The 25191-nt window shown below is 60.5% G+C and carries 22 protein-coding genes, 1 other RNA gene and 3 pseudogenes; 4 read left to right on the top strand and 22 right to left on the bottom strand.

Annotated features, from left to right (window positions below; translation table 11 throughout):
• Positions 1–49: 49 nt before the first annotated feature.
• Positions 50–203, top strand: a non-coding RNA gene (gene ssrS, locus ACZ1HA_RS04140) — 6S RNA.
• A 296-nt stretch (positions 204–499) separates the two neighbouring features.
• Here ssrS and ACZ1HA_RS04135 read toward each other — a convergent pair.
• From ACZ1HA_RS04135 to ACZ1HA_RS04115, 5 genes are all read right to left on the bottom strand, one after another.
• Entirely contained in the window at positions 500–736 is a 237-nt protein-coding gene (locus tag ACZ1HA_RS04135; RefSeq protein ID WP_472712977.1) for a hypothetical protein, read from the bottom strand.
• Between the two features lie 43 nt (positions 737–779).
• Entirely contained in the window at positions 780–1274 is a 495-nt protein-coding gene (nusB, locus tag ACZ1HA_RS04130) for a transcription antitermination factor NusB (RefSeq protein ID WP_375228244.1), read from the bottom strand.
• Entirely contained in the window at positions 1271–1822 is a 552-nt protein-coding gene (locus tag ACZ1HA_RS04125) for a 6,7-dimethyl-8-ribityllumazine synthase (RefSeq protein ID WP_375228245.1), read from the bottom strand. Before ACZ1HA_RS04125 ends, nusB begins: the two co-directional genes overlap by 4 nt.
• A 3-nt stretch (positions 1823–1825) precedes the next feature.
• On the bottom strand, positions 1826–2950 hold the full coding sequence (ribB, locus tag ACZ1HA_RS04120) for a 3,4-dihydroxy-2-butanone-4-phosphate synthase (protein WP_472712976.1): 1125 nt from the start codon (positions 2948–2950) through the stop codon (positions 1826–1828).
• 72 nt (positions 2951–3022) lie between these two features.
• Positions 3023–3616, bottom strand: coding sequence for a riboflavin synthase (locus tag ACZ1HA_RS04115; RefSeq protein WP_472712975.1), 594 nt, complete (start codon positions 3614–3616; stop codon positions 3023–3025).
• Positions 3617–3993: 377 nt separating this feature from the next.
• Between ACZ1HA_RS04115 and ACZ1HA_RS04110 the strand changes: the two genes are divergently transcribed.
• Both ACZ1HA_RS04110 and ACZ1HA_RS04105 read left to right on the top strand, forming a co-directional pair.
• A complete protein-coding gene (locus ACZ1HA_RS04110) occupies positions 3994–5127 on the top strand; it encodes a polysaccharide biosynthesis/export family protein (RefSeq protein ID WP_375228247.1) in 1134 nt (377 codons plus the stop codon).
• Between the two features lie 6 nt (positions 5128–5133).
• Positions 5134–7122: a capsular polysaccharide biosynthesis protein gene (locus tag ACZ1HA_RS04105; RefSeq protein ID WP_472712974.1), complete on the top strand. Its 1989-nt coding sequence runs from the start codon at positions 5134–5136 to the stop codon at positions 7120–7122.
• A 7-nt stretch (positions 7123–7129) separates the two neighbouring features.
• On the opposite strand, the pseudogene ribD reads toward ACZ1HA_RS04105, so the two are convergent.
• The 17 genes and pseudogenes from ribD to ACZ1HA_RS04020 all read right to left on the bottom strand — a co-directional run bounded on the left by ribD (position 7130) and on the right by ACZ1HA_RS04020 (position 24387).
• Positions 7130–8205 (bottom strand): annotated as a pseudogene (gene ribD / locus ACZ1HA_RS04100) (bifunctional diaminohydroxyphosphoribosylaminopyrimidine deaminase/5-amino-6-(5-phosphoribosylamino)uracil reductase RibD).
• Between the two features lie 17 nt (positions 8206–8222).
• Complete coding sequence (gene nrdR / locus ACZ1HA_RS04095; RefSeq protein ID WP_169639892.1) at positions 8223–8690, bottom strand: transcriptional regulator NrdR; 468 nt, start codon at positions 8688–8690, stop codon at positions 8223–8225.
• A gap of 133 nt (positions 8691–8823) precedes the next feature.
• The gene (locus ACZ1HA_RS04090) at positions 8824–9240 is read right to left on the bottom strand and encodes a secondary thiamine-phosphate synthase enzyme YjbQ (protein WP_375228249.1); all 417 of its coding nucleotides are present in this window, start codon (positions 9238–9240) and stop codon (positions 8824–8826) included.
• Between the two features lie 39 nt (positions 9241–9279).
• Positions 9280–9693, bottom strand: a complete 414-nt coding sequence (locus tag ACZ1HA_RS04085) for a hypothetical protein (RefSeq protein ID WP_472712973.1) — start codon at positions 9691–9693, stop codon at positions 9280–9282.
• Between the two features lie 126 nt (positions 9694–9819).
• The gene (locus tag ACZ1HA_RS04080) at positions 9820–10095 is read right to left on the bottom strand and encodes an HlyU family transcriptional regulator (RefSeq protein ID WP_472712972.1); all 276 of its coding nucleotides are present in this window, start codon (positions 10093–10095) and stop codon (positions 9820–9822) included.
• Between the two features lie 187 nt (positions 10096–10282).
• Positions 10283–10723, bottom strand: coding sequence for a hypothetical protein (locus tag ACZ1HA_RS04075; RefSeq protein WP_472712971.1), 441 nt, complete (start codon positions 10721–10723; stop codon positions 10283–10285).
• 54 nt (positions 10724–10777) lie between these two features.
• Positions 10778–12760 (bottom strand): RNA polymerase sigma factor RpoD, encoded by a 1983-nt coding sequence (gene rpoD / locus ACZ1HA_RS04070; RefSeq protein ID WP_472712970.1) that lies wholly within the window; start codon positions 12758–12760, stop codon positions 10778–10780.
• 120 nt (positions 12761–12880) lie between these two features.
• Positions 12881–14833 (bottom strand): DNA primase, encoded by a 1953-nt coding sequence (gene dnaG, locus ACZ1HA_RS04065; protein WP_472712969.1) that lies wholly within the window; start codon positions 14831–14833, stop codon positions 12881–12883.
• Between the two features lie 96 nt (positions 14834–14929).
• Positions 14930–15235, bottom strand: a complete 306-nt coding sequence (locus tag ACZ1HA_RS04060) for a hypothetical protein (RefSeq protein WP_472712968.1) — start codon at positions 15233–15235, stop codon at positions 14930–14932.
• Positions 15236–15262: 27 nt separating this feature from the next.
• Entirely contained in the window at positions 15263–15808 is a 546-nt protein-coding gene (locus tag ACZ1HA_RS04055) for a sarcosine oxidase subunit gamma (protein ID WP_472712967.1), read from the bottom strand.
• A pseudogene (locus ACZ1HA_RS04050) lies at positions 15801–18736 on the bottom strand (sarcosine oxidase subunit alpha family protein). The gene ACZ1HA_RS04055 and the pseudogene ACZ1HA_RS04050 overlap by 8 nt, the downstream one beginning before the upstream one ends.
• Positions 18726–19004, bottom strand: coding sequence for a sarcosine oxidase subunit delta (locus ACZ1HA_RS04045; RefSeq protein WP_375228257.1), 279 nt, complete (start codon positions 19002–19004; stop codon positions 18726–18728). Before ACZ1HA_RS04045 ends, ACZ1HA_RS04050 begins: the two are co-directional and overlap by 11 nt.
• A 66-nt stretch (positions 19005–19070) precedes the next feature.
• Positions 19071–20323 (bottom strand): annotated as a pseudogene (locus tag ACZ1HA_RS04040) (sarcosine oxidase subunit beta family protein).
• Positions 20324–20431: 108 nt separating this feature from the next.
• Positions 20432–21025 (bottom strand): DUF6151 family protein, encoded by a 594-nt coding sequence (locus ACZ1HA_RS04035; protein WP_472715280.1) that lies wholly within the window; start codon positions 21023–21025, stop codon positions 20432–20434.
• A 23-nt stretch (positions 21026–21048) separates the two neighbouring features.
• Positions 21049–22434 carry a Glu/Leu/Phe/Val family dehydrogenase gene (locus ACZ1HA_RS04030; RefSeq protein ID WP_472715279.1) on the bottom strand — a complete coding sequence of 462 codons (1386 nt, stop codon included), beginning with the start codon at positions 22432–22434 and terminating at the stop codon, positions 21049–21051.
• Positions 22435–22678: 244 nt separating this feature from the next.
• A complete protein-coding gene (locus ACZ1HA_RS04025; protein WP_472712966.1) occupies positions 22679–23179 on the bottom strand; it encodes a hypothetical protein in 501 nt (166 codons plus the stop codon).
• An 86-nt stretch (positions 23180–23265) separates the two neighbouring features.
• Complete coding sequence (locus ACZ1HA_RS04020) at positions 23266–24387, bottom strand: DUF2235 domain-containing protein (RefSeq protein ID WP_472712965.1); 1122 nt, start codon at positions 24385–24387, stop codon at positions 23266–23268.
• Between the two features lie 101 nt (positions 24388–24488).
• On the opposite strand from ACZ1HA_RS04020, the gene ACZ1HA_RS04015 reads away from it, so the two are divergent.
• Positions 24489–25190: a hypothetical protein gene (locus ACZ1HA_RS04015; RefSeq protein ID WP_472712964.1), complete on the top strand. Its 702-nt coding sequence runs from the start codon at positions 24489–24491 to the stop codon at positions 25188–25190.
• Position 25191: the final 1 nt, after the last annotated feature.

The raw sequence follows: 25191 nt of genomic DNA, 5'->3' as shown, positions 1-25191 counted from the left end.
AGATCTCGCTATTGCCCCGGAGCTTCATGCTGCCTAAGTACCCTGCAGACGGGTGCTGCTTCTCTCGTGACTGGTTACGTTCCAGTGGCCTTAAGCAAATCCGAGGGAGCTGGCTCTGTCCTGGCCCTGGTCAGGTTACCTGGCGCCCACCTGTAAATACAGGTCCTCGGGAATAAAGAACCAAACGGTTACAGCGGGCCCGTCACTTCCGCCAGACCCGGATGATAACCTTTAAAGACGCTTCAGCGTCTGTTCAGAGGGTGTCTTTTCTGTTCGACGCGCACCGGGATCAGCAGTTCATCATGCTGCGGGCGGGCGAAAAGCCGGTCGATCATACGCACAAGGAAGTCAAACATTACCCATCTCCTTCACATCTAAGATGGCATCTGCGTCCGGATTGTCCAGAGGATACCTTTCCAAAGTGTGAATTCCGCGACACTTTGCGCAGCCCTACGGCGTCTTTACACCATAAGTTGTACCGAATTCACGGGGTTCCCCCTCAGGCATCGTCGTCTGCCCGCGCTGCGGCCGTAATGCCCCAGGCAAACTGAACCCCTGAAAAAACGATTCCATTGAGTACCCAGAAGACGAAAACCGCCATAAGCGCCACGTCTGAACCTGAAACGAGATGCCACAGATTTCCAACGTTGAGCCACAGAACCAGTGCGACAAATGCAGCGGCAGCTGCAAAACCGGTCAGAGCGCTGGTGAAATACAGTCGGACAACGCGTGGCATACCAATTCCGTGTGATATCTCTTACGCCGGGAGACGTAGCTCCTCATCCGGCGCTGTCAAAGGCCTCCGGGCGGGCTTCGCGGGCCATATGATCGAGCACAGCGTTGACGAAGCGCGGCTCGCGCCCTTCGGGAAAAAACGCCCGGGCCACGTCAACATATTCGGTGATGACAACCTTCGGCGGCGTTGATTTTGCCCGCAGTTCAGCACCCGCGGCACGGAACAGCGCCCGGATAGTCGGGTCGATCCGCGCGATCGGCCATTTCGCAACCAGTGCTCGGTCGGTCATCTGGTCGATCGGCGCCTGGTAGTTCACAGCACCCTCCATGACATCCGCAAAGAGGTCCATATCCCCTTCCTGCATCGCTTCGCCTTCGTATTCCGCGCCAAAACGGTAATCCAGGAACTCGCGCTGCACGGCCTCAACGGTCTGTCCGGACTGCTCCATCTGGAACAGGGCCTGGACCGCATAGAGTCGCGCGGCCGACTTCATTTTGCGGCGTTGATTGCCGGAGAGATTGCCGTGGGCAGATGTCATGTCGTCTGGGATCCGTCTGTATCGCCGGCAATCCGGTAGCTGTCGCCCGCGGGCTTGAAACCGATGCCTTTTGTCTGGGCGCCCCACTTACGGCTGAGTGCAATCAGATGCAAGGCTGCCGCCGCTGCGCCACCACCTTTGTTCTGCCCTTCCGGGTCAGCACGGACTTCGGCCTGCGCGCGGTTCTCGACAGTCAGGATACCGTTGCCAATGCAGAGCCCCTGCAGGCCCAGCAGCTGAATGGCCCGCGAACTGTCATTGCAGACCGTCTCGTAATGCGTCGTTTCCCCGCGGATCACACAGCCCAGCGCGACATATCCGTCAAAATTACTTTTGCGGTCTGAGATCCCGATGGCCGTCGGCACTTCGAGAGCGCCGGGCATCTCGATGATGTCCCAGGTCCCGCCGACCGCCTCAATCTGCGCCTTTGCGCCGGCCACGAGGTTGTCTGCGATGTCCCGGTAATAGGGTGCGACCACGATCAGCAGTTTCACCGGCTGGTCGAAGTCCGGCATGTCGGGGGTGTAGTGCTGTTCACTGGCAGCCATTGATCAGTCCTCGGAAATGGGGCGCGTGCCCACGATGCGCAGGTTATAGGCCTCAAGACCTGTATATTTGGTTTGTGGGCTGTCGGTCAGCAGCACCAGGTCCGTCAGGCCCATGGTCGACATGATCTGGGCGCCAACACCTGTACGTTTGATCGTACGGGGGCCATCGTCGTCATCTTCGTCCAGCCGCAGGCGCGGATGTGGTTCCCGGAACAGCAGCACGGCGCCGCGGCCCTCTTCGGCAATGATCTGCATTGCACGCGGCAGCTCGTCGGTTGGCCCAGGCCCCAGGCCCAGAACGTCTTCCAGCGCATTGAGTGCGTGGGTCCGCACCAGCACCGGCTCATCGGTGGTGATGTCTCCCTTGGACAACATCACATGATCCGTGCCGGTGATTTTGTCCGCAAAAACGCGCATGTGCCATTCGCCGCCATAAGCCGACGTCACCATGCGGCTGTCACGCTGCTGCAGCAGGTTGTCGTGCTTGAGACGGTAAGCGATCAGATCGCTGATCGTGCCGATTTTCATTCCGTGCTCGGCTGCAAACTCAACAAGGTCGGGCAAACGGGCCATTTCGCCGTCCGGCTTCATGATTTCGCAGATCACGCCCGACGGATGCAGCCCGGCCAGACGGCTGATGTCCACCGCCGCTTCGGTATGCCCTGCCCGCATCAGCACGCCACCGTCACGGGCGCGCAGCGGAAACACGTGCCCCGGCGTCGCGATATCGGCCTGGCCCTTGTCCTCGTCAATGGCTGTTGCGATGGTCAGCGCCCGGTCTCCTGCAGAGATCCCTGTGCTGACGCCCTCGCGCGCCTCGATCGAGACCGTGAACGCAGTCTCATGGCGCGAAGAATTGTTGACCGCCATCATCGGCAGCGCCAGCGTGTCGATACGCGCCGCTTCCATCGGCAGGCAGATCAGCCCGCGCCCGTGCAGCGCCATGAAATTGACCGCAGCCGCATCGGCGAACTGCGCGGGGATCACCAGATCACCTTCGTTCTCACGATCCTCGTGGTCCACAAGGATGAACATGCGCCCCTGACGCGCGTCCTCGATGATATCCTGGATCGGAGAGATGCTGGCACGCAGCGTCTGCTCGACGGGTCCGGGTGTCTCAAAACTCATGGGTCTCTGGCCTCTGGTGTCCTGAGCAAGCGTTTAGACCAGCCGCCGCGCATTGACCAGATGTCTGAGCGATCAGTCAGTGTGCATTTCCGCAAGGCGCGCAACGTAACGGGCCAGAGTGTCGATCTCCAGGTTCACCCGGTCGCCAGTTGCAACATCCCCCCAGGTAGTGGCCGTTTTGGTGTGCGGAATGAAATTGATCCCGAAGGTCAGTCCATCCACCTCGTTCACCGTCAGCGACGTCCCGTTCAGTGCAACCGAGCCTTTCGGTGCGATAAACCGCGCCAGATCATCGGGTGCGCGCAGGGTGACACGTGTGCTGTCCCCCTCTTCAGTGACGGAAACGACCTCGGCCACCCCATCCACGTGTCCGGACACGATATGCCCGCCCAGTTCGTCACCGACGCGCAACGCACGCTCCAGGTTCACCCGCTTGCCGGGCGCCCAGGTATCCAGGTTCGTTTTGCTGACAGTCTCTGCACTGATCTGAACCTCATACCAGCCGGGGCCAAGCGCCACGACCGTCAGGCAGACACCGTCCGACGCGATCGATGCCCCCATGTCAATGGCCGCCGTGTCATAAGCTGTGCTGATCCGCGCGCGCAGATCACCCTCCTGGACGGTTTCGGTAATGGTGCCGATATCTGTGATGATTCCGGTGAACATTGCAGGCCCCTGTGCTGTGTCTGTCCTGACCTAGCTGTGCGACCATGACCTTGCAAGCCCTGCCCCCGCCGGATTGTCCGATCCGCAGGACAGAGAGTGCTGACGCGGGCAGCACTGGCACCGTTCGACCGCGCTTCGTGACCTCAGCAGAGTGTCGTCGGTCGTGGCACCAACTGGCCAACTCCGGCTTTCAAAGGCTGATTTTTATGCGCAAAATCGCCGGCAAAGCGCGGCCCATCCGCAACAGTTCCACGCCGCAAACAATGGTCTGATGCCATAATATCTTGATTTTTCCGCAACTCAGCGGCTAGTTTTAACGCAATCACGCCGGAAAACCGGCGGAATGAGGCAGAAAAACAGGTCGAGGAGACCGAGCAGTGAAACCTTTCGGCATCCGGTGGGCGCGCCCCATCGCTGTGGTGGCGGCCTTGGCCGTCTTATCGTCGTGCGGACTTCCCAAGACAGGACCAAACAAGAAACAGATCTACAGCGGCTCCGTGCAACAGGAAGGCGATGCTTTCGTTGTCGAGGTCAATGACCGTGTGACGCGCGCAACCGCAGTGGTCCCCGCGCTTGGGTTCTCCGAAAGTTTCCGCAATGCAAATGTCATGGGCTCAGATACCATTCAGGCAGGTGATGTTCTTGGCCTGACGATCTGGGAAAACGTTGACGACGGCCTGCTGGTCGGCGAGGCCCAGAATGCCACATTGCTGGAAACTGTGCAGGTCGACGGCGCGGGCTTTATCTTTGTGCCCTACGCGGGCCGCATTCGTGCCGCCGGAAACTCACCCGAGGCCATCCGGCGCATCATCACCGAAAAACTCGAAGAGCAGACACCCGACCCACAGGTCGAAGTGCGCCGCATGGCAGGCGATGGCTCAACGGTTTCGCTGGTGGGCGCTGTTGGCGGACAGGGTGTCTATGCCATTGAACGTCCGACCCGGACCCTCTCGACCATGCTGGCCCGCGCAGGTGGTGTCACGATTGAGCCTGAGATTGCGCAGATCACGGTGCTCAGGGGACATGAAACCGGCCGCATCTGGTTCCAGGACCTTTATTCTTTCCCCGAACTCGACATCGCATTGCGGGGCGGTGACCGGATCCTCGTCGAAGAGGACACACGGTCTTTCACCTCGCTTGGCGCGACGGGCACTCAGGCCCGCGTTTCCTTTGAATCCCAGAACCTTTCCGCGCTGGAAGCCATCGCCCAGGTCGGCGGGTTGGTTGCCAGTTCATCGGATGCGACGGGCGTTTTCGTGTTCCGCAATGAACCTGATGTCATCGCCTCCGAAGTGCTGGGACGTGATGATCTGGTTGGCGCGCAGCGCATGATCTATGTGCTGGATCTGACGCAGCCGAATGGTCTCTTCCGGGCGCGGGACTTCGTGATCCGGGACGGTGACACGCTTTACGTTACCGAAGCACCGCTGGCACAATACAACAAGACCATTGCTGCGATCTTCGGGTCACTGGTTGCACCGCTGGCGAATGTCGATCAGCTCGCCAACTGACGGCGCGTGACCGGCGCAGTTCCTCCAACACCACCCGCCGGGCCCGAAAGTGCCCGGCGGCTTTGCGCCGGGGATGACAGTTTCTGGGAGCAGCCGGATGTCCGCCGTGTTCTGGAGCTGTCAGGCTACAGGGTCACAACAGATGATCCCGGCCCACAGGATCTTATCGCTGTCCGGGCGGGTTTCCCGCCGGAAGCCACCCCGGCAGATGAAAGGAACGGCCATCTCTATGTAGACGATGCCTTTCTCGGGCAGTTGCCTCCCGCCTCCGGGCGCACGTCATTGCCAGGTCTGACACTTGATACGCGTGGCCCGCATTTCGACCCCGCGCAGCCGTCCGACCTCGAACTCCTGCTTGCCACACATCCATTGGACGACACGGCACTTCTGGATGAGGCCCGTGGCGGTATCGCCCGCTTCTGCGAGGCACATCTGGGCGCTAATAACGCCGTACGCACCGACATCGTGCCGCCGCCACCGGGATACGTACTGATCTTCGATCAACCCCGGAATGATCCCGCCGTCAGCGCCTGTGGCGCAGACCGCAACCGCTTTCTGGAGATGCTTTTTGTCGCGCGCGAGGAACATCCCGGCGCACCGGTCCTGATCCAGCAGCACTCTGGAACACTGCAGGGTGGCAGGCAGGGTCACTTTGGTGATGAGGACACCGGGGAAACCGTCCGTTTTCTGACCGATCCGGTCAGTCACCAGTCCCTCTTCGAAGGCGCGGTCGGCGTTTACACTGTCTCTTCTCAGGCCGGGTTTGACGCCATCTTCGCCGGTCACAGACCGCGTGTCTTTGGCCAGCCGTTTTACGCAGGCTGGGGCCTGACAGACGATGAATTCCCGGTTCAACGCCGTCAGCGCAGACTGACCCGCGCCCAGCTCTTTGCCGGGGCGTTTCTGATCTATCCCAGGTGGTACAGTCCCTTTGCCGATGATCTGTGCACAGGAACCGAAGCACTTGAAATCATGGCTGCCCGCGCCCGCGCATGGCGCGAAGATCACCGCGGCTGGGTTGCCTCTGAAGTCCCGCAGCAAAAACGGGACGCGCTTCAGAAAACTTTTGGCCACTGGCAGCCTGTGATTTTTGAAGATGATCCGGGCAGGGCCCGGGCGACCGGACGCCCCTGGATGGTCACAGCCGATGCAGCGACAATGGGGCACCGCGATGCTGTCCAGACAACAGAGGGCTTTCTGCGCGCCGATCTTACAGGTCCTGCTCTCTCGTTTGCCACGGACATCGCAGGCAACTTCTCTGATCCGGCAACGCCCAGCCAGCTGGAAGACCTGATTGCGCTGCGTACAGATCTGCGCCCGGATCAGGAAAAGCGCGCAGAAGCGTTGATCAGATCGCTGCGAAAGCACGGGTTCGTCCACACTGATGCCACCGATCCTCTGCCCGATCTGGCAGCGGGTGAGCGCATTCTGGTGGCAGGTCAGGTCGAAGACAGCGCGTCAGTCCGGGCAGAATCCAGCCGGATCACCACAAATGTGGCCCTTCTGGAGGCGGCCCGGGCCGCTCATCCGGATGCTGTGCTCCTCTACAAACCACATCCGGATGTGGTTGCAGGCCTGCATGACGGCGGAACGGTTCCGCAGAATGCCGCCGATGTGATCCTGGGAAATGTCCCCGCGGCGGCAGCGCTGGATGTCACCTCGCACCTCTGGACAATGACATCCCTGCTCGGGTTCGAAGCCCTGATCCGCGGAATCCCCGTCACAACGACCGGGGCACCGTTTTACGCGGGCTGGGATCTGACCACCGATCTGGGCGACATACCGCCACGAAGACGCGCCAGGCCGTCGCTGGCAGGCCTCGTGCATGCCTGCCTGATTGACTATCCCCGCTACACGGACCCGCAAACCGGACTGCCCTGCCCCGTTGAGACGGCGGTTGCGCGAATAACCTCAGATAAAGACGTCCACCCGCGAACGGACAAGAGAGAATTATCCGGCTTGCAGCGGTTTTTTGCCAGATTTCTTCGCAGCTGACAGCGGATCAGGAACGTGGCCGGCGCCAGATGTGCAGAACATCCCCACCCACCTGCGTGCAGGAAACAAGCCTGTACCGGGCCGCCTGGTCAAGGCGTCCCAGCCCCAGCGCACCAACCGACGGCAGCCCCTCCGCTCCTATTCCGAGCCCGGCAGTGTATCCAACCAGCTGATCCACCAGGTCGGCCTCGATCAGCGAGGCCGCAAGCGCACTGCCTCCCTCGCAGAAAATGCGCGTCAGACCATGACCGGCCAGCTGACGCATGATGTCGCCCGGATCGAGCTGTGCACCGACCGCAGCACAGGGCAGCAGGACGGCACCCAGGTCTTCCCAGATCCGCACAAGAGACGGGTCCGCATCCCGGCCATGGCACAGAATAACCGGTGTTTCCTGCGCGGTTCTGGCCAGTGTTCCCATCAGCGGCAGGTCCAGCCGCCGGCTGATCACAACGCGCGCTGGTTGCCAGTCCGTCCCCAGCCCCCTGACTGTCAGCGCAGGATCATCCTTGCGCGCCGTGCCCCCGCCCACCATGACCGCATCGTGATGCGCCCGCATCGCATGCACATGACGCCGGGCCTGAGGCCCCGTGATCCACTGGCTTTCACCCGTACCGGTGGCAATACGTCCGTCAAAGCTGGAGGCAAGCTTGAGCGTCAGGAAGGGACGGTCCAGTTCAATCCGCGCGAAAAAGCCCGCATTGGCATCCAGCGCCTCGTCCTGCAGAACACCGGTGTCCACTTTTATGCCCGCCTCTTCGAGCATGCTGCCACCGCGACCGGCAACGCGCGGGTCCGGGTCCGGTGTGGCATAGACAACGCGCGCCACACCCGCATCAATGAGCGCCTGAGCACAGGGTGGGGTTTTTCCGTGATGGGCACAGGGTTCAAGTGTCACGTAAACATCGGCCCCCCGGGCAGCTCCCCCGCCTGAGCCAGTGCGACCGTCTCTGCATGCGGACGCCCCCCTGGTTGCGTCCATCCGCGACCCACAACGAAACCGTCCCGTACAATGACGCAGCCCACGGCCGGATTGGGCCAGACACGGCCGAGACCTCGGCGCCCGAGTTCGAGCGCCATCGCCATGAACCGCGTGTCTTCGTTCACTCTTCGGGCGGCACGTCAGGCCGCAGCTCACTTACAAATTTGTCGAAATCGTCAGCCGCCTGGAAGTTCTTGTAAACACTGGCAAAACGCACGTACGCAACTGTGTCGATACGGGCGAGCGCTTCCATGACGATCTCACCGATCTGTTTGGAATTGATATCGGTTTCGCCCATGCTTTCCAGCCGCCGGACAATACCTGAAATCATCTGGTCAATACGCTCCGGATCGATGGGGCGTTTCTGCATGGAAATCCGGATCGACCGTTCAAGTTTATCGCGGTCAAAATCCTCGCGCTTGCCATTGGATTTAATCACCACAAGATCGCGCAGCTGTACACGTTCGTATGTCGTGAAACGGCCACCACAGGCCGGACAGAACCGGCGCCGCCGGATCGAAACATGATCCTCCGCCGGCCGGCTGTCTTTTACCTGAGTATCGATATTTCCGCAAAACGGGCAGCGCATGGGCCGTCCCCCTTCTCCAGTTCTCTGCCTCTTTTGTGGGATCAGCGCCCCACTTGGCGATACTTATAGGCGACAGACTAAGTTTTGGGTAGAGGGGAAATCAGGACCCCCGATTTAGTGGCGGATCGTGGCTTTACCGCGACGCCAGAAACTGCAGGGCAATCTGACGGCGGTGCGGGTGCCGTCTGTGTTCAAAGAGATAAACCCCCTGCCACGTCCCCAGCGCAGGACGCCCGCCAACAACCGGGATCGACAGGCTCACAGGCATCATCGCCGCCTTAATATGAGCCGGCATGTCATCCGGCCCTTCAAGCGTATGTCGCAGGTAGCGCATTGACGGGTCATCGGCCGGGGGCACCAGGCGGTCAAAAAACGCGCGCAAGTCGTCCTGCACATCCGGATCAGCGTTCTCCTGAATGAGAAGTGATGCAGACGTATGCCGCACCATAAGCACCGCAACACCGTCGCCCTCATCCAGCAGCATCTGCGCAAAGGGTCTTGTAAATTCGTAGAGCCCCGGCCCGTTCGTATCCAGTTCGATCACTTTCATGACCGCAGGCTGCCCCCGATACGGCACATCTGTAAAGGCTCAGAACCTGTCCAGCAGTTCATCAACAAACACATCGCAAAAGTTATGAGCATGGAAAACTGCAAGGTTTTCGCCCTCGCGGCGGACCGATACCGAATAGGATGGCGGTGTGTTCCTGAGCCGGTCATCAGGCGTCAGAGTGTAGGCCACAGCCGTCGCGCCCGCGCGTGTCCGTGACGGACCACGGGGCGTCAGTACGTACAGACGTTTGCGGGGTCCGTCCCGCCCGGCCCATATGGTGTAGTCTGCTGCGGCGCACCAGATCGCACTGGCCCCCGCGCCCCGGCTTTCAATCACTTCGAAAGTGTCCTGCGTCATCGGTACAACGTCGAGACGATTGACCGCGAGATAGGACTGGGCCGACGCAGGCAACACCCAGAGTGCCAGACATATTCCTGAGAGCATCGCACGCATTTCATTCCTCCACGCAACGGACGATGCGACCCTAGCCTGGCAATTTGCATCCGCCAAAGGGTGCAACTGTGGCGCGGTGCAGTTCCGGCAGACCTGTGCGCCTCAGACAACGGTCCGGGACCGGCGTCACCGGAAAATCCGGTCTCCCTGCTCATCAATGACCTGCTTTGCCTTGCTGACCGACGCTTCCTGTGCGGCCTCCAGCCCCTGCAGGGTATCCGCGCGGATCAGGGTGTGGCTGCGCATCTCGCCATCAATCTCTTTTTCGACGGTCGCCGAAATGCGGAACGTATTCCCCTCGGCAATCGGTGTTGGTGTGATGCGGAAGCCCTTGTAGGTCACGGCTTCAACCTCGGGCGTTTTGTTGCCACCGACGCCGAATAGGTTTTTGAAAAATGCCATTGGTGTTCCCCTGTTCTTGTGGCGTTCAAAGTAACGCGCCACGCATACGCTGGAAAGGGTGTCACCTGGCAGATCAGTCGCTGAATCAGATGTGCCAAAACGCGTAGCGGAAATGCTACCCGTACTTGTTTGGTTCGACGATTGGTCAGTTACGAGATTTCTGTGCCTGCCAATATCTGCGGAATGCTTAGATCAGTGCTGCCCGCTCCAATGGGTAATATGCAATGTCAGCTGTTTGAGAGGCACCGCCTCCCGAAACCCAGTCCTCGCCAGCCGTTTTTGCCTCCGCATCGGTCCGATTGTCGTTTACTTCGTAGAAGTAGCGTCCTGTTTCAAAAGCCTTCTTTAAAGCTGCGAACAACCGGTCAGGTTCCCGGAAATCCGCGTGAACCGTATGACGACTTTTGGCATCAGTCAGTAGTTTCTCACGCACAGATGTCGGAAGGCCATTCCAGATCCTGGAAAAGTCATGGTTATGGGGGCGATTCCCGGTTTCAAGCACCGCAATAGCCTTTAGAAAAATCTCGAACTCGATCAAACCAAGCATTGCTGCGCCTGATCCGCTTGAACCTGCGCTGCGGGAAAGAAGCGCTTCGTCGGCCAGGTAATCTTCGGCCAGCACAACCATTCTGCGAGCAACCGAACGACGATGATCCCCCTCGAACGTAGTAATGCGGACGCGTTACTGATCCAGGAAACTCCGCAATTTGCGCGACCGCGACGGATGCTTCAGCTTACGCAACGCCTTCGCTTCGATCTGGCGGATACGTTCGCGGGTCACGCTGAACTGCTGGCCCACTTCTTCGAGCGTGTGGTCGGTGTTCATGCCGATGCCGAACCGCATGCGCAGCACGCGCTCCTCGCGCGGTGTGAGCGAGGCCAGCACGCGGGTTGTGGTTTCCTTGAGGTTTTCCTGAATGGCGCTGTCCAGCGGCAGCACGGCATTTTTGTCCTCGATGAAATCACCCAGCTGGCTGTCTTCCTCGTCGCCAATCGGCGTCTCCAGAGAGATCGGCTCCTTGGCGATTTTCATCACCTTGCGAACTTTCTCCAGCGGCATCTGCAGCTTCTCGGCCAGCTCTTCCGGCGTCGGTTCCCGCCCGATTTCGTGCAGCATCTGGCGGCCCGTTCGGACCAGCTTGTTGATCGTCTCGATCATGTGCACAGGGATACGGATCGTGCGCGCCTGATCCGCGATGGACCGGGTGATCGCTTGCCTGATCCACCATGTCGCATATGTGGAGAATTTATAGCCGCGGCGGTACTCAAACTTATCGACCGCCTTCATCAAGCCGATGTTGCCTTCCTGAATAAGATCAAGGAACTGCAGGCCGCGGTTCGTGTACTTTTTGGCGATTGAGATCACGAGGCGCAGGTTCGCTTCGACCATCTCTTTCTTGGCCTGACGCGCCTCTTTTTCGCCCTTCTGCACTTGTTGCACGATGCGGCGGAATTCAGAGATATCAAGACCAACATACTGGCCGACCTGCGCCATGTCTGCGCGCAGTTCTTCGACCTTGTCGGTGGAGCGTTCGATGAACATCTGCCAGCCACGACCGGATTTCTCGGCCATCCGCTCCATCCAGTTCGGGTCCAGCTCGTACCCGCGGTATTCCTCGATGAATTCGCGGCGGTTGATACGCGCCTGGTCGGCGAGTTTCACCATGGCGGAGTCGATCTGCATGATCCGGCGGTTGATGCCGTAAAGCTGGTCAATCAGCGCTTCAATACGGTTGTTGTGCAGGTGCAGTTCGTTCACCAGCAGCACAATTTCCGAGCGCAGTTTCTGGTAGAGCTCCTCGTCCGCCTCAGAGAACGTACCGTCCTCGTTCAGCGTCGCGGAAATCCGGCTGTCCTGCATCTCGCTGAGTTTGATGTAATCGTCTGCGATGATGTCGAGCGCTTCGAGAACCTGCGGCTTCAGCGCTGCCTCCATGGCCGCGAGGCTCATGTTGGCCTGTTCATCCTCGTCGTCGTCATCGTCCTGAGCGATCGGGTTGCCATCAGCATCCAGCTCCGGACCCTGGTCCTCTTTCTTGGCAGCAGTGCCATCGGCAGCCACGACAGGTTCGTCAACGGCGCCATCCTCGTCCATCTGGTTGCCGAACGTCGCTTCGAGATCGATCACATCGCGCAGCAGAATTTCCTCTGACAGGAGTTCGTCACGCCAGATTGTAATCGCCTGGAAGGTCAGTGGGCTCTCGCACAGACCCGCAATCATTGTGTTCCGGCCGGCCTCGATGCGCTTGGCAATCGCGATCTCGCCTTCGCGGCTCAGCAACTCCACAGAACCCATTTCGCGCAGGTACATGCGGACGGGATCATCGGTGCGGTCGAGTTTTTCGGCTGTACCGGAAGACACCGCAACTTCGCGCGCGCCATCGGTGGTGGTCAGCTCGGTGGAGCCTTTAGCCTCTTCTTCCTCAGCGTCCTCGTCCTCAATGATGTTGATGCCCATTTCAGAGAGCATCGACATCACGTCCTCAATCTGTTCCGAACTCACCTGATCAGGTGGCAGAACCGTATTGAGCTGGTCGTAGGTGATGTAGCCTTTCTCGCGGGCCTCGCCGATCATCTTTTTGACGGCAGCCTGGCTCATGTCGAGCGAGTGACCGGACTCCTGGTCGTCGGGTTTGGCGTCTTCGCTGGTGTCTTTCGCGGCCATTCAAAACTCCTGCATCCGAATCGATTCGCTGCGCCGAATCACTCAAGAATCATCTCGTGTTTTGGGGGAATCTTCCACCCGATAACCCATGTTTTCTGCATTTACGGGGTTCAAATATGGTTAATCGTGCGTTTTTTGCTTCGCTATGCTCTGCAACAGCGCATCGAATGCACTGCGTTCATCACGACTGATTCGCATCCCGTTCTCACTTACGTCGTATTCCGCTCTGTCTTCCTGCCCGCTGCGTCGCGCAACATCTGCAGCACGGGCGGCTTCTGACAGTCGCCAGGTCAGCCCTTCGTCAGCTTCCCCGGTAAGATCTTCGGCAGCTTCACTGATTTCTGCGGAGAGCCCGCGTTCGCTCGTCAGCTTGGCCAGCTCTTCATTAACCGTCATGCGGGCCCGGTCGGTATCTCCCGGTGCGCGGATGCACGGCACCACCGACACGTGGCGCTGTGACAGCAGGTTTTCAAGGGCGTCCGCCCCGATAATTTCCGTCAGCGCATCGCGGCAGTCCTGTTCCGGCCGCCCGGCGACCCGCAGGAGCGTATTGCGCAGTGTATCGTGGAACGGATCGGAACACTCCATCTGCTCCAGCCCGGATTCGAATTCTTCAATGATCTCAGGGCTGGTGACCAGCACCGCCAGAATAACCGCTTCGCGCAGCCGCGCAGTTGCAGCTTCGCCTTCGGCTGTCGCCAGAACTGACGCCCGCGTGGTCGGCATCGCCTTTTCGGCACCCGGCTTCCAGGCACCGCGCGATGCGCGCGGCCCGCCACTGGTCCGCTGTGGCCGGAACAGCTGATACCGCAGTTCCCTGATTGCTTCGCCATAGTGTTTGCGAATGGAAGGATCCACGATCAGCTGGATTTTCTCACGCAGCGCTTTGTCGAGCGCAGCCTTGCGTTCCGGGCTGTCGAATACCCGCCCGTCGGTTTCACGCTGCCACAGAAGGCTCACCATCGGCATGGCGTCATCAAGGAGCTTCTGCAGGGCCGGCGCCCCCTGGGCGCGCAACAGATCGTCGGGGTCCTGCCCCTCGGGCATAAGAGCAAACCGCAAAGAACGCCCCGCTTCCAGCAGCGGCAGCGCCAGATCAATAAGCCGCATGGCCGCACGCAGACCGGCAGTGTCGCCATCAAGCGCTATGACGGGCTCCGGCGCGATACGCCACAGCATCTGCAGCTGATTTTCGGTGATCGCGGTGCCCAGCGGGGCTACTGCCGCCTCAAACCCGGCAGACGCCAGCGCGATGACGTCCATGTAGCCTTCCGCCACAATCAGTTGCTGGCCCTTTCCGGCGGCCGCCCGCGCGGGGCCGTGGTTATACAGGTTGCGCCCTTTGTCGAAGAGCTCGGTCTCCGGTGAATTCAGGTATTTGGCGTTGTCGTTGGGGTCCATAGCGCGGCCACCAAAGGCCACTGCCCGGCCCCGGGCATCGCGGATCGGATAAATGATGCGGCCCCGGAAGGTATCATAGGGTTTGCCCCCTTTCGTCGAGGGCTTGGCCAGCCCGGCACCGAGGATCAGATCGTCCGCAACGTTCTTGCCTTTAAGGTGATCCCAGAGCCCCTGCCACAGATCAGGTGCAAACCCGATTTCCCACCGCTCCAGCGTTGCGGCATCCAGCCCACGGCGGTCGAGATAGTCGCGCGCAGCTGCCGCGGCACCAGTATTCAGCTGCAGCCGGAAGAAGCGCACTGCCATCTCCATGACGTCCGCAAGCTCAGTGCGTCTGTCAGCCTTTTCCTGCGCCTTCGGATCGCGTGCAGGCATGGTCATCCCCGCTTCGCCGGCAAGAATGGTCACAGCCTCCATAAAGCCCACGTTTTCGGTCTCGCGGACAAATGAGATCGCATCCCCTTTGGCATGGCAGCCAAAGCAGTAATAGAACCCTTTCCGGTCATCTACGTGGAAGGACGCGGATTTTTCCTGGTGGAACGGACAGGGCGCCCACATGTCACCCTTTGCCTGATTGGATTTGCGCGGATCCCAGATCACTTTACGCCCAACGACGGAGGTCAGGCTCAGGCGGGTACGCAGTTCGTCAAGGAATCCGGGAGGCAGGCTCATAACACTTTATCGGCAAGCCCCGCGACCGAGTCCAGACGCAACGCGCCGCCCCCGGCCGATTAAGCTGTCAGCGCAGGACGCGGCCCGCGCGGGTGCTTACTGGCCGAGCTTCAGACACTCGGTGTACCACCAGGTCTTCAGATCTTCTGTTTTCAGATCCTTGCGCGATTTCTCGTAGATGGACGGTGCCAGCAACGGAATGATGTTGTTGTATTTTTCCGGCCAGGTTGCATCTGCAGACAGGCTGGACGGGAGATCGCGTTCCTTGACGCCATCCAGACGCGCTTGTTTCACAGCCTGAACAACATCCGACTGATGACCACAGCTGATCTCTTTTTCGGTCTGGGCCGCCACCGGCAGCGCGGTCAGGGCGAGAACAACAGGAACAGCAGTACGCAACATGGGAAACCTCCGGTAATTTTCGCCAGCTTAACCCCGGGCCGCGACACCTTCCATAGCTGTTTTAAGCTCGTGCACGAGTGTCCGCGCCATCGACCTGAACACAAGGATCAGGAAACTGTCCGGACCGGTTCGGGTGACGGAGGCATTCATATGCATCACCTGACTGCGCACAGTATGTCCGCGCCGGAACGTGGAAGGCCGCAGATCAACAGGCACAAGCCGTGCGAGTACGTCGTCCGATCCGGCGCCGGTCAGCATAACCGCCGCCCATGCATCCGACTGATCCGTCAGGGCCGCATGCCCTGCGAGCGACGGATCGGGTGACGGTCCCATCAGCAGCGCCATGTCACGCCCGAACCAGATCGCCCGCGCACCTGCACGCCCCGTCGTGCAGTTCGGTTCCGGAAAGCGCATGCCATGCGCTGCCTCCAGCGCCTGCGACAACGCCTCTTCCCTGCCCTGCCAGGGCGCAAGCGTTGTCAGGACACCGGGATCCGCTTCCTCCAGCGTCACGCTTCCCACACTGACAGGCAGAAGTTCCGCACAGGGGCTTTTTGCAATCAGATCAGCCACGCAGACGGTCTCCTTCGGCATCCACAAACACAGGGGCGCAGATCACAACATCTGTTTCGATCTTCCGCAGGCCATCCACCAGCCGCACGGTTTCCCCGATCCGCTCCGGACCGCGCTCGATAAATCCAAGTCCGATCATATGACCGAGTGACGGCGAATAGGCGACCGAAGTAACATACCCCTGGTCGTTTTCCCGGCTCATCAGCGCCCCGGTGTTAAAAAGATGCGCGCCCGCTGTCATTTCGCCTGTGGCGCTCACCGGCTTCAGCCCGACCAGCCGCTGGCGCTGCGGATCCGTCAACCCTTCCCGCGCGGCCATCGTCTGGCCGATACAGTCCTTTTTGGCGCTGACCATCCTGGCGAACCCGATATCAAAGGCTGTTGTCCGCCCGTGGATTTCCGCGTGCGTGATATGCCCCTTCTCGATCCGCATCACATTGAGCGCTTCCATACCGTAAGCACCACCACCCATTTCAGTGGCTCGCTCTGTCAGCAGGCGGAAGAGGCTTTCGCCATACCGCGCAGGCACCGCCACCTCGTAGGCATGCTCTCCCGAGAAGGAGATGCGGAAGAGGCGCCCCTGAATGCCGCAGACGGTGACATCACCGCAGGACATGAAGGGCCAGCTGTCGTTATCGATCGGTTCGTCCAGCAACCCGTTCAGCAGGTCGCGTGATTTTGGTCCGGCGACGGCAAACTGCGCCCATTGCTCTGTGACCGACGTCAGCCGCACGTCCAGTTCAGGGCGCAGAACCTGGCTGACAAATTCGAGGTGCCGCATGACGTTCCCAGCCGCAGCAGTGGTCGTGGTCATCACGAAATGCTCAGGTCCCATGCGCGCGGTGGTCCCGTCATCCATCACGTGACCATCCTCGCGCAGCATCAGGCCATAGCGTACACGCCCTTCGCGCAGCGTGGAAAACGTATTGGTATAGACAAAATCCAGCAGTGCTGCGGCACCAGGCCCCTGAATATCAATCTTGCCCAGTGTCGAGACATCACAGACACCAACAGCCCCACGCACAAAGCCCACTTCGCGGTCACAGGATTGCCGCCAGGTCGTCTCCCCGGCCTGTGGGAAATAGGACGGCCGGTACCAAAGCCCCGCCTCGATCATCGGCGCGCCCATCGCTGTGCTGGCATCGTGGGATGTTGTGAACCGTTCCGGCGCAAACCCAGCACCTTGGGCCCCGGCACCGAGTGCGGCAATGGATACCGGGACAAAGGGGGCCGGTACGTCGTTGTCCCGGTCTCCGGAATGCCGCGCCCGGTCGCATCCGCCAGAACCGCGAGGGCTGCAACGTTCGAATTCTTGCCCTGATCCGGCGCCATTCCCTGCGTTGTGTAGCGTTTCATATGCTCCACAGACCGGAAATTCTCGGTCGCTGCCTGGCGTACGTCCTTGACCGTTACATCGTTCTGGAAATCGAGCCAGGCCCGCCCGTCGCCTGGCACCTCCCAAAACGGACTGACGGCAAAACCCGTGTCATCCGTTACCGGAACGTCGCCGGTTTTCGCCTTCAGACCGATATCACTCAGCGCATCCCGCGCGGCTGCAGCACCAGCCCTCAGGCAGTCTCCGGTCTCAAAATCGCCATTGCAGGCCCCCGCCACGTACATCCCCGGAACCGAACCCGGTGTGGGCACAAATGCCGCAATATCTTCGCGCCATGTGGGACGACCGTTCATGTGGCAGGTCAGATGCACCGACGGGTTCCATCCGCCCGACACGGCCAGACAATCCGTATCTATGGTGCGCGTCATACCAGCACCCCGGACGGACACGGATGTCAGCCCCATCCGCCCCGTGCTGCCTGTGACGACAGCGCCGGAATACACAGGGTAGTCACTGCTCGCGAGACTGACATCTGCCCGGCTGTCCACCACGGCTGCAACCTCGGCACCGGCCGCCAGCAGATCACGGGCCGTCCGATGCGCACCGTCATTGTTGCCGAATACAACAACACGCTGCCCAGCCAGAACACCCCACCGGTTCAGGTATGCCCGTACCGCACCTGCATTCATGATGCCGGGGCGGTCATTGTTTTCAAAGGCCACCGGCCGCTCCAGCGCACCGGCTGCCAGCACAGAACGGCGCGCCACAATCCGCCAGAAGGTTTCGCGCGGCAGGCCGGGAACGAAAGCATTTCGGTGATGGCTCACCCGCTCCAGCGCACCATAAGTTCCCTGATCATACACGCCGGTGACCGTCGTACGCCGCATCAGACGCACATTGTCCATCGCCTCAAGTTCGGCCACCACAGCGGCAGCCCAGGCACTGCCAGCAATACCATCCACCTGATGTGTCTCAGCGTTCAGACGCCCGCCCGGCAGGCTGTCTTCGTCCGCCAGTATCACGTCTGCCCCGGCGCGGGCGGCCGTCAACGCGGCCATCAGTCCGGCAGGCCCCGCGCCGATGACCAGCAGGTCACAGAAAGCCCACGCTTTCTCATAGCGGTCTTCATTATGTGCACCACTCAGCGCACCCAGACCTGCAGCACGCCGGATCACCGGCTCATACAGCCGCTCCCAGAACGCGCGCGGCCACATGAACGTCTTGTAATAAAACCCAGCCCCCAAAAACGGCGAGACCAGATCATTCAGTTCCATCACATCGTGTTTCAGGGAGGGCCAGGCGTTCTGGCTGCGCACATCCAGACCGTCAAACACCTCCTGCACAGTGGCCCGCACGTTCGGCTCGGTCGCAGCACCACGGCCCGTTGTGACAAGCGCATTCGGCTCCTCACTTCCCGCCGTCATCACCCCCCGCGGACGGTGATATTTGAAAGAGCGCGCAACAACCCGCTGCCCGGCCGCAAGCAATGCAGAAGCCACAGTATCGCCGCCAAAACCGGTGTATCCGATGGAATCAAACTGGAACCGCATACTGCGGGACCGGTCGATCAGCCCCTTACCCTCAACCCGCATGCGCGCCTCCGGCACTGCCGCGTGCAAGCTCGGTTGACACAACCTCGTGGGTCACCGTGTTGCGCGTCACCACCACCCAGGCTCCACAGCCCCCCTCATGCTGCCAGAGATCACGCGTCACACCGGCCGGGTTGTCGCGCAGATGCACATAATCGTCCCAGACATCCGCACCAGCATCCGGTGCCGGACGACTCACCGCCACGGCATCCCCCATGTAATAAAACTCCCGGCGGTCACGCGCGCCGCAGATCGGACAGGTCAGCCGCATTTGCGCGCTCCCTCATTCTTCTGGCCTGAAATATCCCCGCCGGAGGCTCCCGTCATATCCACGCCCTCAGTGCAGGTTGTGCTGAGAGCCGGTGCCCTCTTCATCCATGAGCCCCCGCCCCGTCCGGAAACGATCCAGCCGGAACCGCGCCGCACTTTCATGATGATTGCCTGTTGCCACCAGATGCGACAGGGCCCAGCCGGAACCGGGCACGGCCTTGAACCCGCCGTAGCACCAGCCACAGTCGATGAAGAGCCCTTCAGTATCCGTCCGGTCAATAATCGGCGATCCATCAGGCGTCATGTCCATGATCCCCCCCAGGACCGCAGCACCTTCGCCTTGCCGATCATCGGCATCAGCGTCATGCCCGCCTCCATCACATGCTCCTTCAGCGGCAGGTTCCCGCGGCTGGCATACGACGCATAGAAATCAAGATCCCCACCGAATACCAGCCCGCCTTTGTCCGACTGGCTCATGTAAAAATGCCCCATGCCAAAACTGACCACATGATTGATCACGGGCTTCAGACCTTCGGTGACAAAGGCCTGCAGCACATGGCTTTCGACGGGCAGGCGCATGCCCGCCATGGCGGCCACCTGGCCGGAACGTCCGGCAGTCACGATCGCCACCTTTTTTGCCCGGATCGGGCCGCGCGTGGTCTGAACGCCGGTAACCCTTCCATTGTCGATATCAATGCCCGTGACCTCACAGGACTGGATCAGATCAACGCCCCGCTGGTCTGCTCCGCGGGCATAGCCCCAGGCAACAGCGTCATGCCGGGCGGTGCCACCCCGCGGGTGCAGCAGACCGCCGTAGATGGGGAAACGGATGTTGTCGAAATCAAGATATGGCAGATGTTTTCGCACGCCCTCGCGGCTGAGGAGGATCGCGTCATCCCCCTGCGCCAGCATTGAATTACCGCGCCTGACGAAAGCATCACGCTGACCATCCGAATGGAACAGATTGATCAGGCCCCTTTGTGAATGCATGACATTGTAGTTCAGTTCTGCCTCAAGCCCCTCCCAGAGCTTCAGCGAATGGCTGTAAAATTCCGAGTTCCCGGGCAAAAAGTAATTTGCGCGCACAATCGTCGTGTTTCGCCCGACATTGCCGCCCCCGATGTACCCTTTTTCGAGCACCGCAACATTGGTGATCCCGTGATTTTTCGCGAGGTAGTAAGCCGTCGAAAGACCATGCCCGCCACCGCCGATGATCACCACGTCGTATTCGGATTTCGGCTCAGGATCGCGCCAGTGAGGCGTCCAGCCTTTGTTGCCGGTCAGACCCTCTCTGAGTACGCGCAGGCCAGAGAATTTCACGTGTGCCACTCCATGTTGTCAGAGGCACCCTAACAACACTGCCTGACGTGATCTACGACTGAAACCGACCAATAATGTCGCAGAGAGAATGACCTGCCGTGCCGGATATCAGTCTTTGTAAAGTGCATTGCGCACAGACAGTTCCAGAACATCCGGCGCCGTGACCGGCTGACCCGCATCGTCAAAAAACGGTGATTGCCGCGCGGTGCCGGACATCCATGCAGGCACGGCCCTGCCGATCAACCCGGACATCATCCGCAGGATACCCTTGTCCCGTTTAGGCGCGCCACGCTCCCGCAGCGCATGTTTGGTAAACCCTCGGGTGACCACCGGACCAAATACTTCTGTGTGCTCAAAAAGTCCGCGCCACATACCGGCCAGCGGCATGCGCGGAGACCCCACTGTATTGGCCAGCGGTGTGTTGCAGCACGATGCATACCAGCGGTGCAGTCCTTTTGGCGACAGCCTCAGACACGCGATCCGGTCAGCGCCTTCGGTGATATCGATCCGTGCGGGCAACACCTGGACCAGCGGGCTGCCACCGCCCGGTTCAAGCTGTGCTGCCTGTCCCATATGGCGCGCAAAGGCGCGGCAATCTTTGCAGTAACACACCAGATGGCAGACATTTGCAGGTGCCGCGTCATGCAGCACGCCTTTCAGCGTGCCGCAGTTGCAGGAAAAAGAGCGTCGGTCATTGCAGATCCTTTCCCGCTGCGCGGGCAGGATCAGAGACCTTTGGCCTGATAGCTCGACGCAACTTTTTCGATGGCGACAAGATACGCCGCAGTGCGCAGATCGTCCACATCATCACGGGCATGCCAGACCTGAGCCATCAGATCGTAAGCAATGCGCATCGTGTCATCGAGGCCCGAGCGCACCAGTTCAAGCTCGCCCGCACCGCGCAGGTATTTCTGCTTGAAATCCGGGCTCAGCTGCCAGCCGACGCCAGTGTCCGTGGACAGCCGTTCCAGCTCATTGATCAGCAACTGGTGGCGCGATTCTTCCTGGCGCCGTTGCATCCGGCCGAAACGGATATGGCTGAGGTTCTTGACCCACTCAAAGTAACTGACCGTCACACCACCCGCGTTAGCGTACATATCCGGTATGATTACCGTACCTTTTTCGCGCAGAACCTGATCCGCACCCGCCGTTACGGGGCCGTTCGCAGCCTCGATAATCAGCGGTGCCTTGATCCGGTCTGCGTTGGACAGATTGATCACGCCTTCAAGCGCCGCCGGGATCAGAATATCACAGTCTTCTTCCAGCACCGATGCCCCATCGGCCACCTGGTGCCGGTCGGAATACCCCGAAATCCCGCCATGCTTTGCAATCCAGCTTCGGATGCTCTCCACATCCAGACCCTCAGGATTATACAGCGCACCGTCCCGTTCGATGATGCCGACAATAATACTGTCGTCCTCGTCCATCAGGAACTTGGCCGCGTGATAGCCCACATTACCCAGACCCTGCACAATGACGCGCTTGCCGGACAGATCGCCGGTCATTCCGGCCTTTTTCATGCCCTCGCCGTCCCGGAAGAAGGCCCGCAGAGCATATTGCACACCGCGGCCTGTCGCTTCGACACGGCCAGCAATACCGCCTGCGTTTGGTGGCTTGCCGGTGACACAGGCATTGCCGTTGATGTCCGTTGTATTCATGCGCTTATACTGATCAGCGATCCAGGCCATTTCACGCTCGCCGGTTCCCATATCGGGTGCGGGTACGTTCTGTGACGGGTTGATCAGATCGCGCTTGATCAGCTCATAGGCAAAGCGCCGTGTGATCAGTTCGAGTTCATGCGGCTCATATTCGCGCGGATCGACGCACAGACCACCTTTGGAGCCACCAAACGGAGCCTCTACGAGGGCGCATTTGTAGGTCATCAGCGCCGCAAGCGCCTCAACCTCGTCCTGATTGACGCCCAACGCATAGCGGATGCCGCCCTTAACCGGTTCCATATGTTCGGAGTGCACCGACCTGTAGCCGGTGAAGGTCCTGATCTCGCCGCGCAGGCGGACACCGAAACGAACGGTGTAGGTGGCGTTACAAACCCTGATCTTCTCTTCGAGGCCCGGCGAAAGGTCCATCAGGCCAACGGCCCGGTTGAACATCTGGTCCACACTCTCACGGAAGCTCGGTTCGCGCGCATTCTGTGTCAAGTTCTCTCTCCTTCTGGTCGGGCGTAATTGCCCGGGAACGACACCCCGACCCTACGCTGACAACCTGAAGTGTGCCAGTTTTTTAGGCAGTATGAAAACTTTGCCGATGCATCACGTCAGCGTTCATGGAAAAGCGTTAACGGATGGTTAACGCAGACGTGTCAGTAAAACGAATACCGGCGAAAACCACCCGTTTTCAGGTGGATGCGTCACCCTGTTTGCGCTCTTCGATCATCATCGCAATGATCTCTGCCATGAGTTTGGTCTGGTTTTTCGGCGTCATTCCGCCCACGCCGACGCGTTTACCCATGCGCCACCACAACCCGGGCCGCCAATGGCGCGAGCCGGAAGCTGTCGTATGAATCAGGAAACCGTTGGACGGTTTGAACGCAAAAGCGCCGCGGTCAATGCCGGTGATATCCGCCGTCCGGGCAATCACCACGCCGCCGCTTTCACGCAGTTCGTCACGGGTCAGTTCCAGGACATGAGATGTTGACCGGCGCATGGCATCAGCAATCATCAGAGAGCCGGTGCCGAGCGCCAGCAAAAACAACTGCCATCCCAGGGTCGGCGGGCTGGCCAGGGCCACGTAAATGACCATCACGGCGAGGAACGCAAGCATACCGATGCCGAGGATGCGCCGCCCGCCCGAGGCGGCCACTGTGGCAAGAATTTCTTCGTCGGCTTTTTTCGTCATGTCACGCGCCCCGGAAACGGTCAGATGCCGCGTCCTAGCCGCCCGGGGCCCGGGTCACAAGGGATATCGCCCCCGGTGTGCTGCGTTCAGTCGCTGTCAAAGAGCTCCGGAAAGAGCCAGCGCAGACTGCCGGGACGGTAATCCGACCGGCGTGCCATACGGGTCAGTACCGACGGATGCAGACCACGCGGGGTCTGCGGACCCGCGCGCCAGCGCAGCAGCTTCGGGAAAAACCGGTAGATACCCCGCACGTCGTTTATGTCCGGCGCCTCCTGCAATGCATCCGGCCGCGCCAGCGCATTCCGCTGCGTTTTCAGGCCCAGGCGTTCCGCCTGACCGATTACAAACTCAGCCGGCAGTGCCGCAAGACCCTGCGCGCCCGTTGCACCGCCCACAATGCTGTGACTGCCCGCGAACCAGACCTGCTGGTAGGGCCGGTCAAGCTCCTGCGCACCGCGGTTCAGCCCGGGGTCTCCCGGACGCGGGTCCAGGTTGTCCCAAAGAGACGGCTCAAACAAAACCCGCCGCTCATCCAGCGCCACAGCATGGCGGGCGTTTTCGACAAGACGTGACAGCGAGGTGTCGTGGAACTGGTATCGTCTGTTCCAGGCACGGGCGATCCCGCCCAGCACGGCCTGCGGAATGCCCAGCGCGCCCACCGTGTCCCAGACACCCAGATAGCTGATGCGCACCAGGTTGCTGCCATCATTGCGGGTTTCCACATCCGCCTGACTGGTAGCAAAACGCGGAGACAGCCTGCGCCTTGCCGCAATAATGTGCGGCGCATCCGGGCCATGGTTGGCGCCGCGTCTGCGGTAAAGACGAAAGGCACGCCACGCATTCACGGCCGTTGGCTGTTCCAGGATCCCGCATTTGCGGATCATGCCCACGAGCGAGCGCGCGGTGTAGGCACCGCGTGAAAAACCGAAAATCATAATCCGGTCCCCTGGCTGATAAATCCGGCAGAGCTCCAGGTATGCTGCGCGGATATTCCGGTTCAGCCCCCAGCCAAAGAGACCACCGCCAATGCGGCTGATCCGGCGGCCGATCTCACTTGCGAGGCCTGCCCCCGTGCCCACACCGGGAAAATACAGAACAATCTGATCCTGCACCCGGTCGCAGGCGTCCGCTTCACGCAGCACATGTGTGTCCAGACCCGCGCCCGGGCTGTTCCAGGTGCCGTCACAGAATATCGCGATCACTGCCATTTGCTTCCCCTTTGCCGCGCACCAGGTTAGCTGGCAAAGACGCAGACCCGGTAACCCGGGCGCACGGTGCCTTAACCGCCATCCTGGTCCGGGAGACAGAAGTGAAACTGACAGCTATTCTGAGCGTTGTGCTCTGCATCACCTTTGCCGGCTCCACCCTTGTGGTGCCGGATTTCGGCGGCTTTGACGCAGACCAGTTCCCGGTGCCGCAGGACAATCCGCCGGTTCAGCCCGCCGGATACGCCTTTGCCATCTGGGGCGTGATCTATCTGTGGCTGATCGCTGGCATGGCTTTCGGCCTCGCGCGCCGCACCGAAGATCCGGGCTGGCACGCCATGCGCGCACCATTGTGTGTGTCGCTGGCCATCGGAACAATCTGGCTGCCTGTGGCGGTGCTGAGCCCGGTCTGGGCCAGTATCCTGATCTGGGCGATGCTGCTGCCGGCGCTGGTAGCACTCTTCCGGGCACCTGCGGACGACAGAACATGGGCGCTCCTGCCGGTGGGCCTATATGCCGGGTGGCTGAGCGCTGCGAGCTGCGTTTCGCTGGGCCTGATTGCTGCAGGCTATGACCTGATGGACCAGCAGACAGCCGCCTTTGTCTTTGTTTTCATGGCACTTGTTATCGCATCAGCTGTGCAGAACCAGCTGCGGCGCGGCCCCACCTATGCGCTCGCGGTGATCTGGGCGCTGGTGGCTATTGTCGTGCAAAATGCCGGTTCGCAAACGACTGTCGCGGCCCTTGCTGCGGGTGGCGCCGCGGCACTGACCGTTCCGGCCTGGCGGGCCTGGCGGAACGGCTGAG

It is taken from the genome of Roseobacter sp. S87 (genome assembly GCF_055693285.1).
The sequence above is the reverse complement of the archived record's forward strand: the minus strand, read 5'-3'. Positions and strand labels throughout refer to the sequence as shown.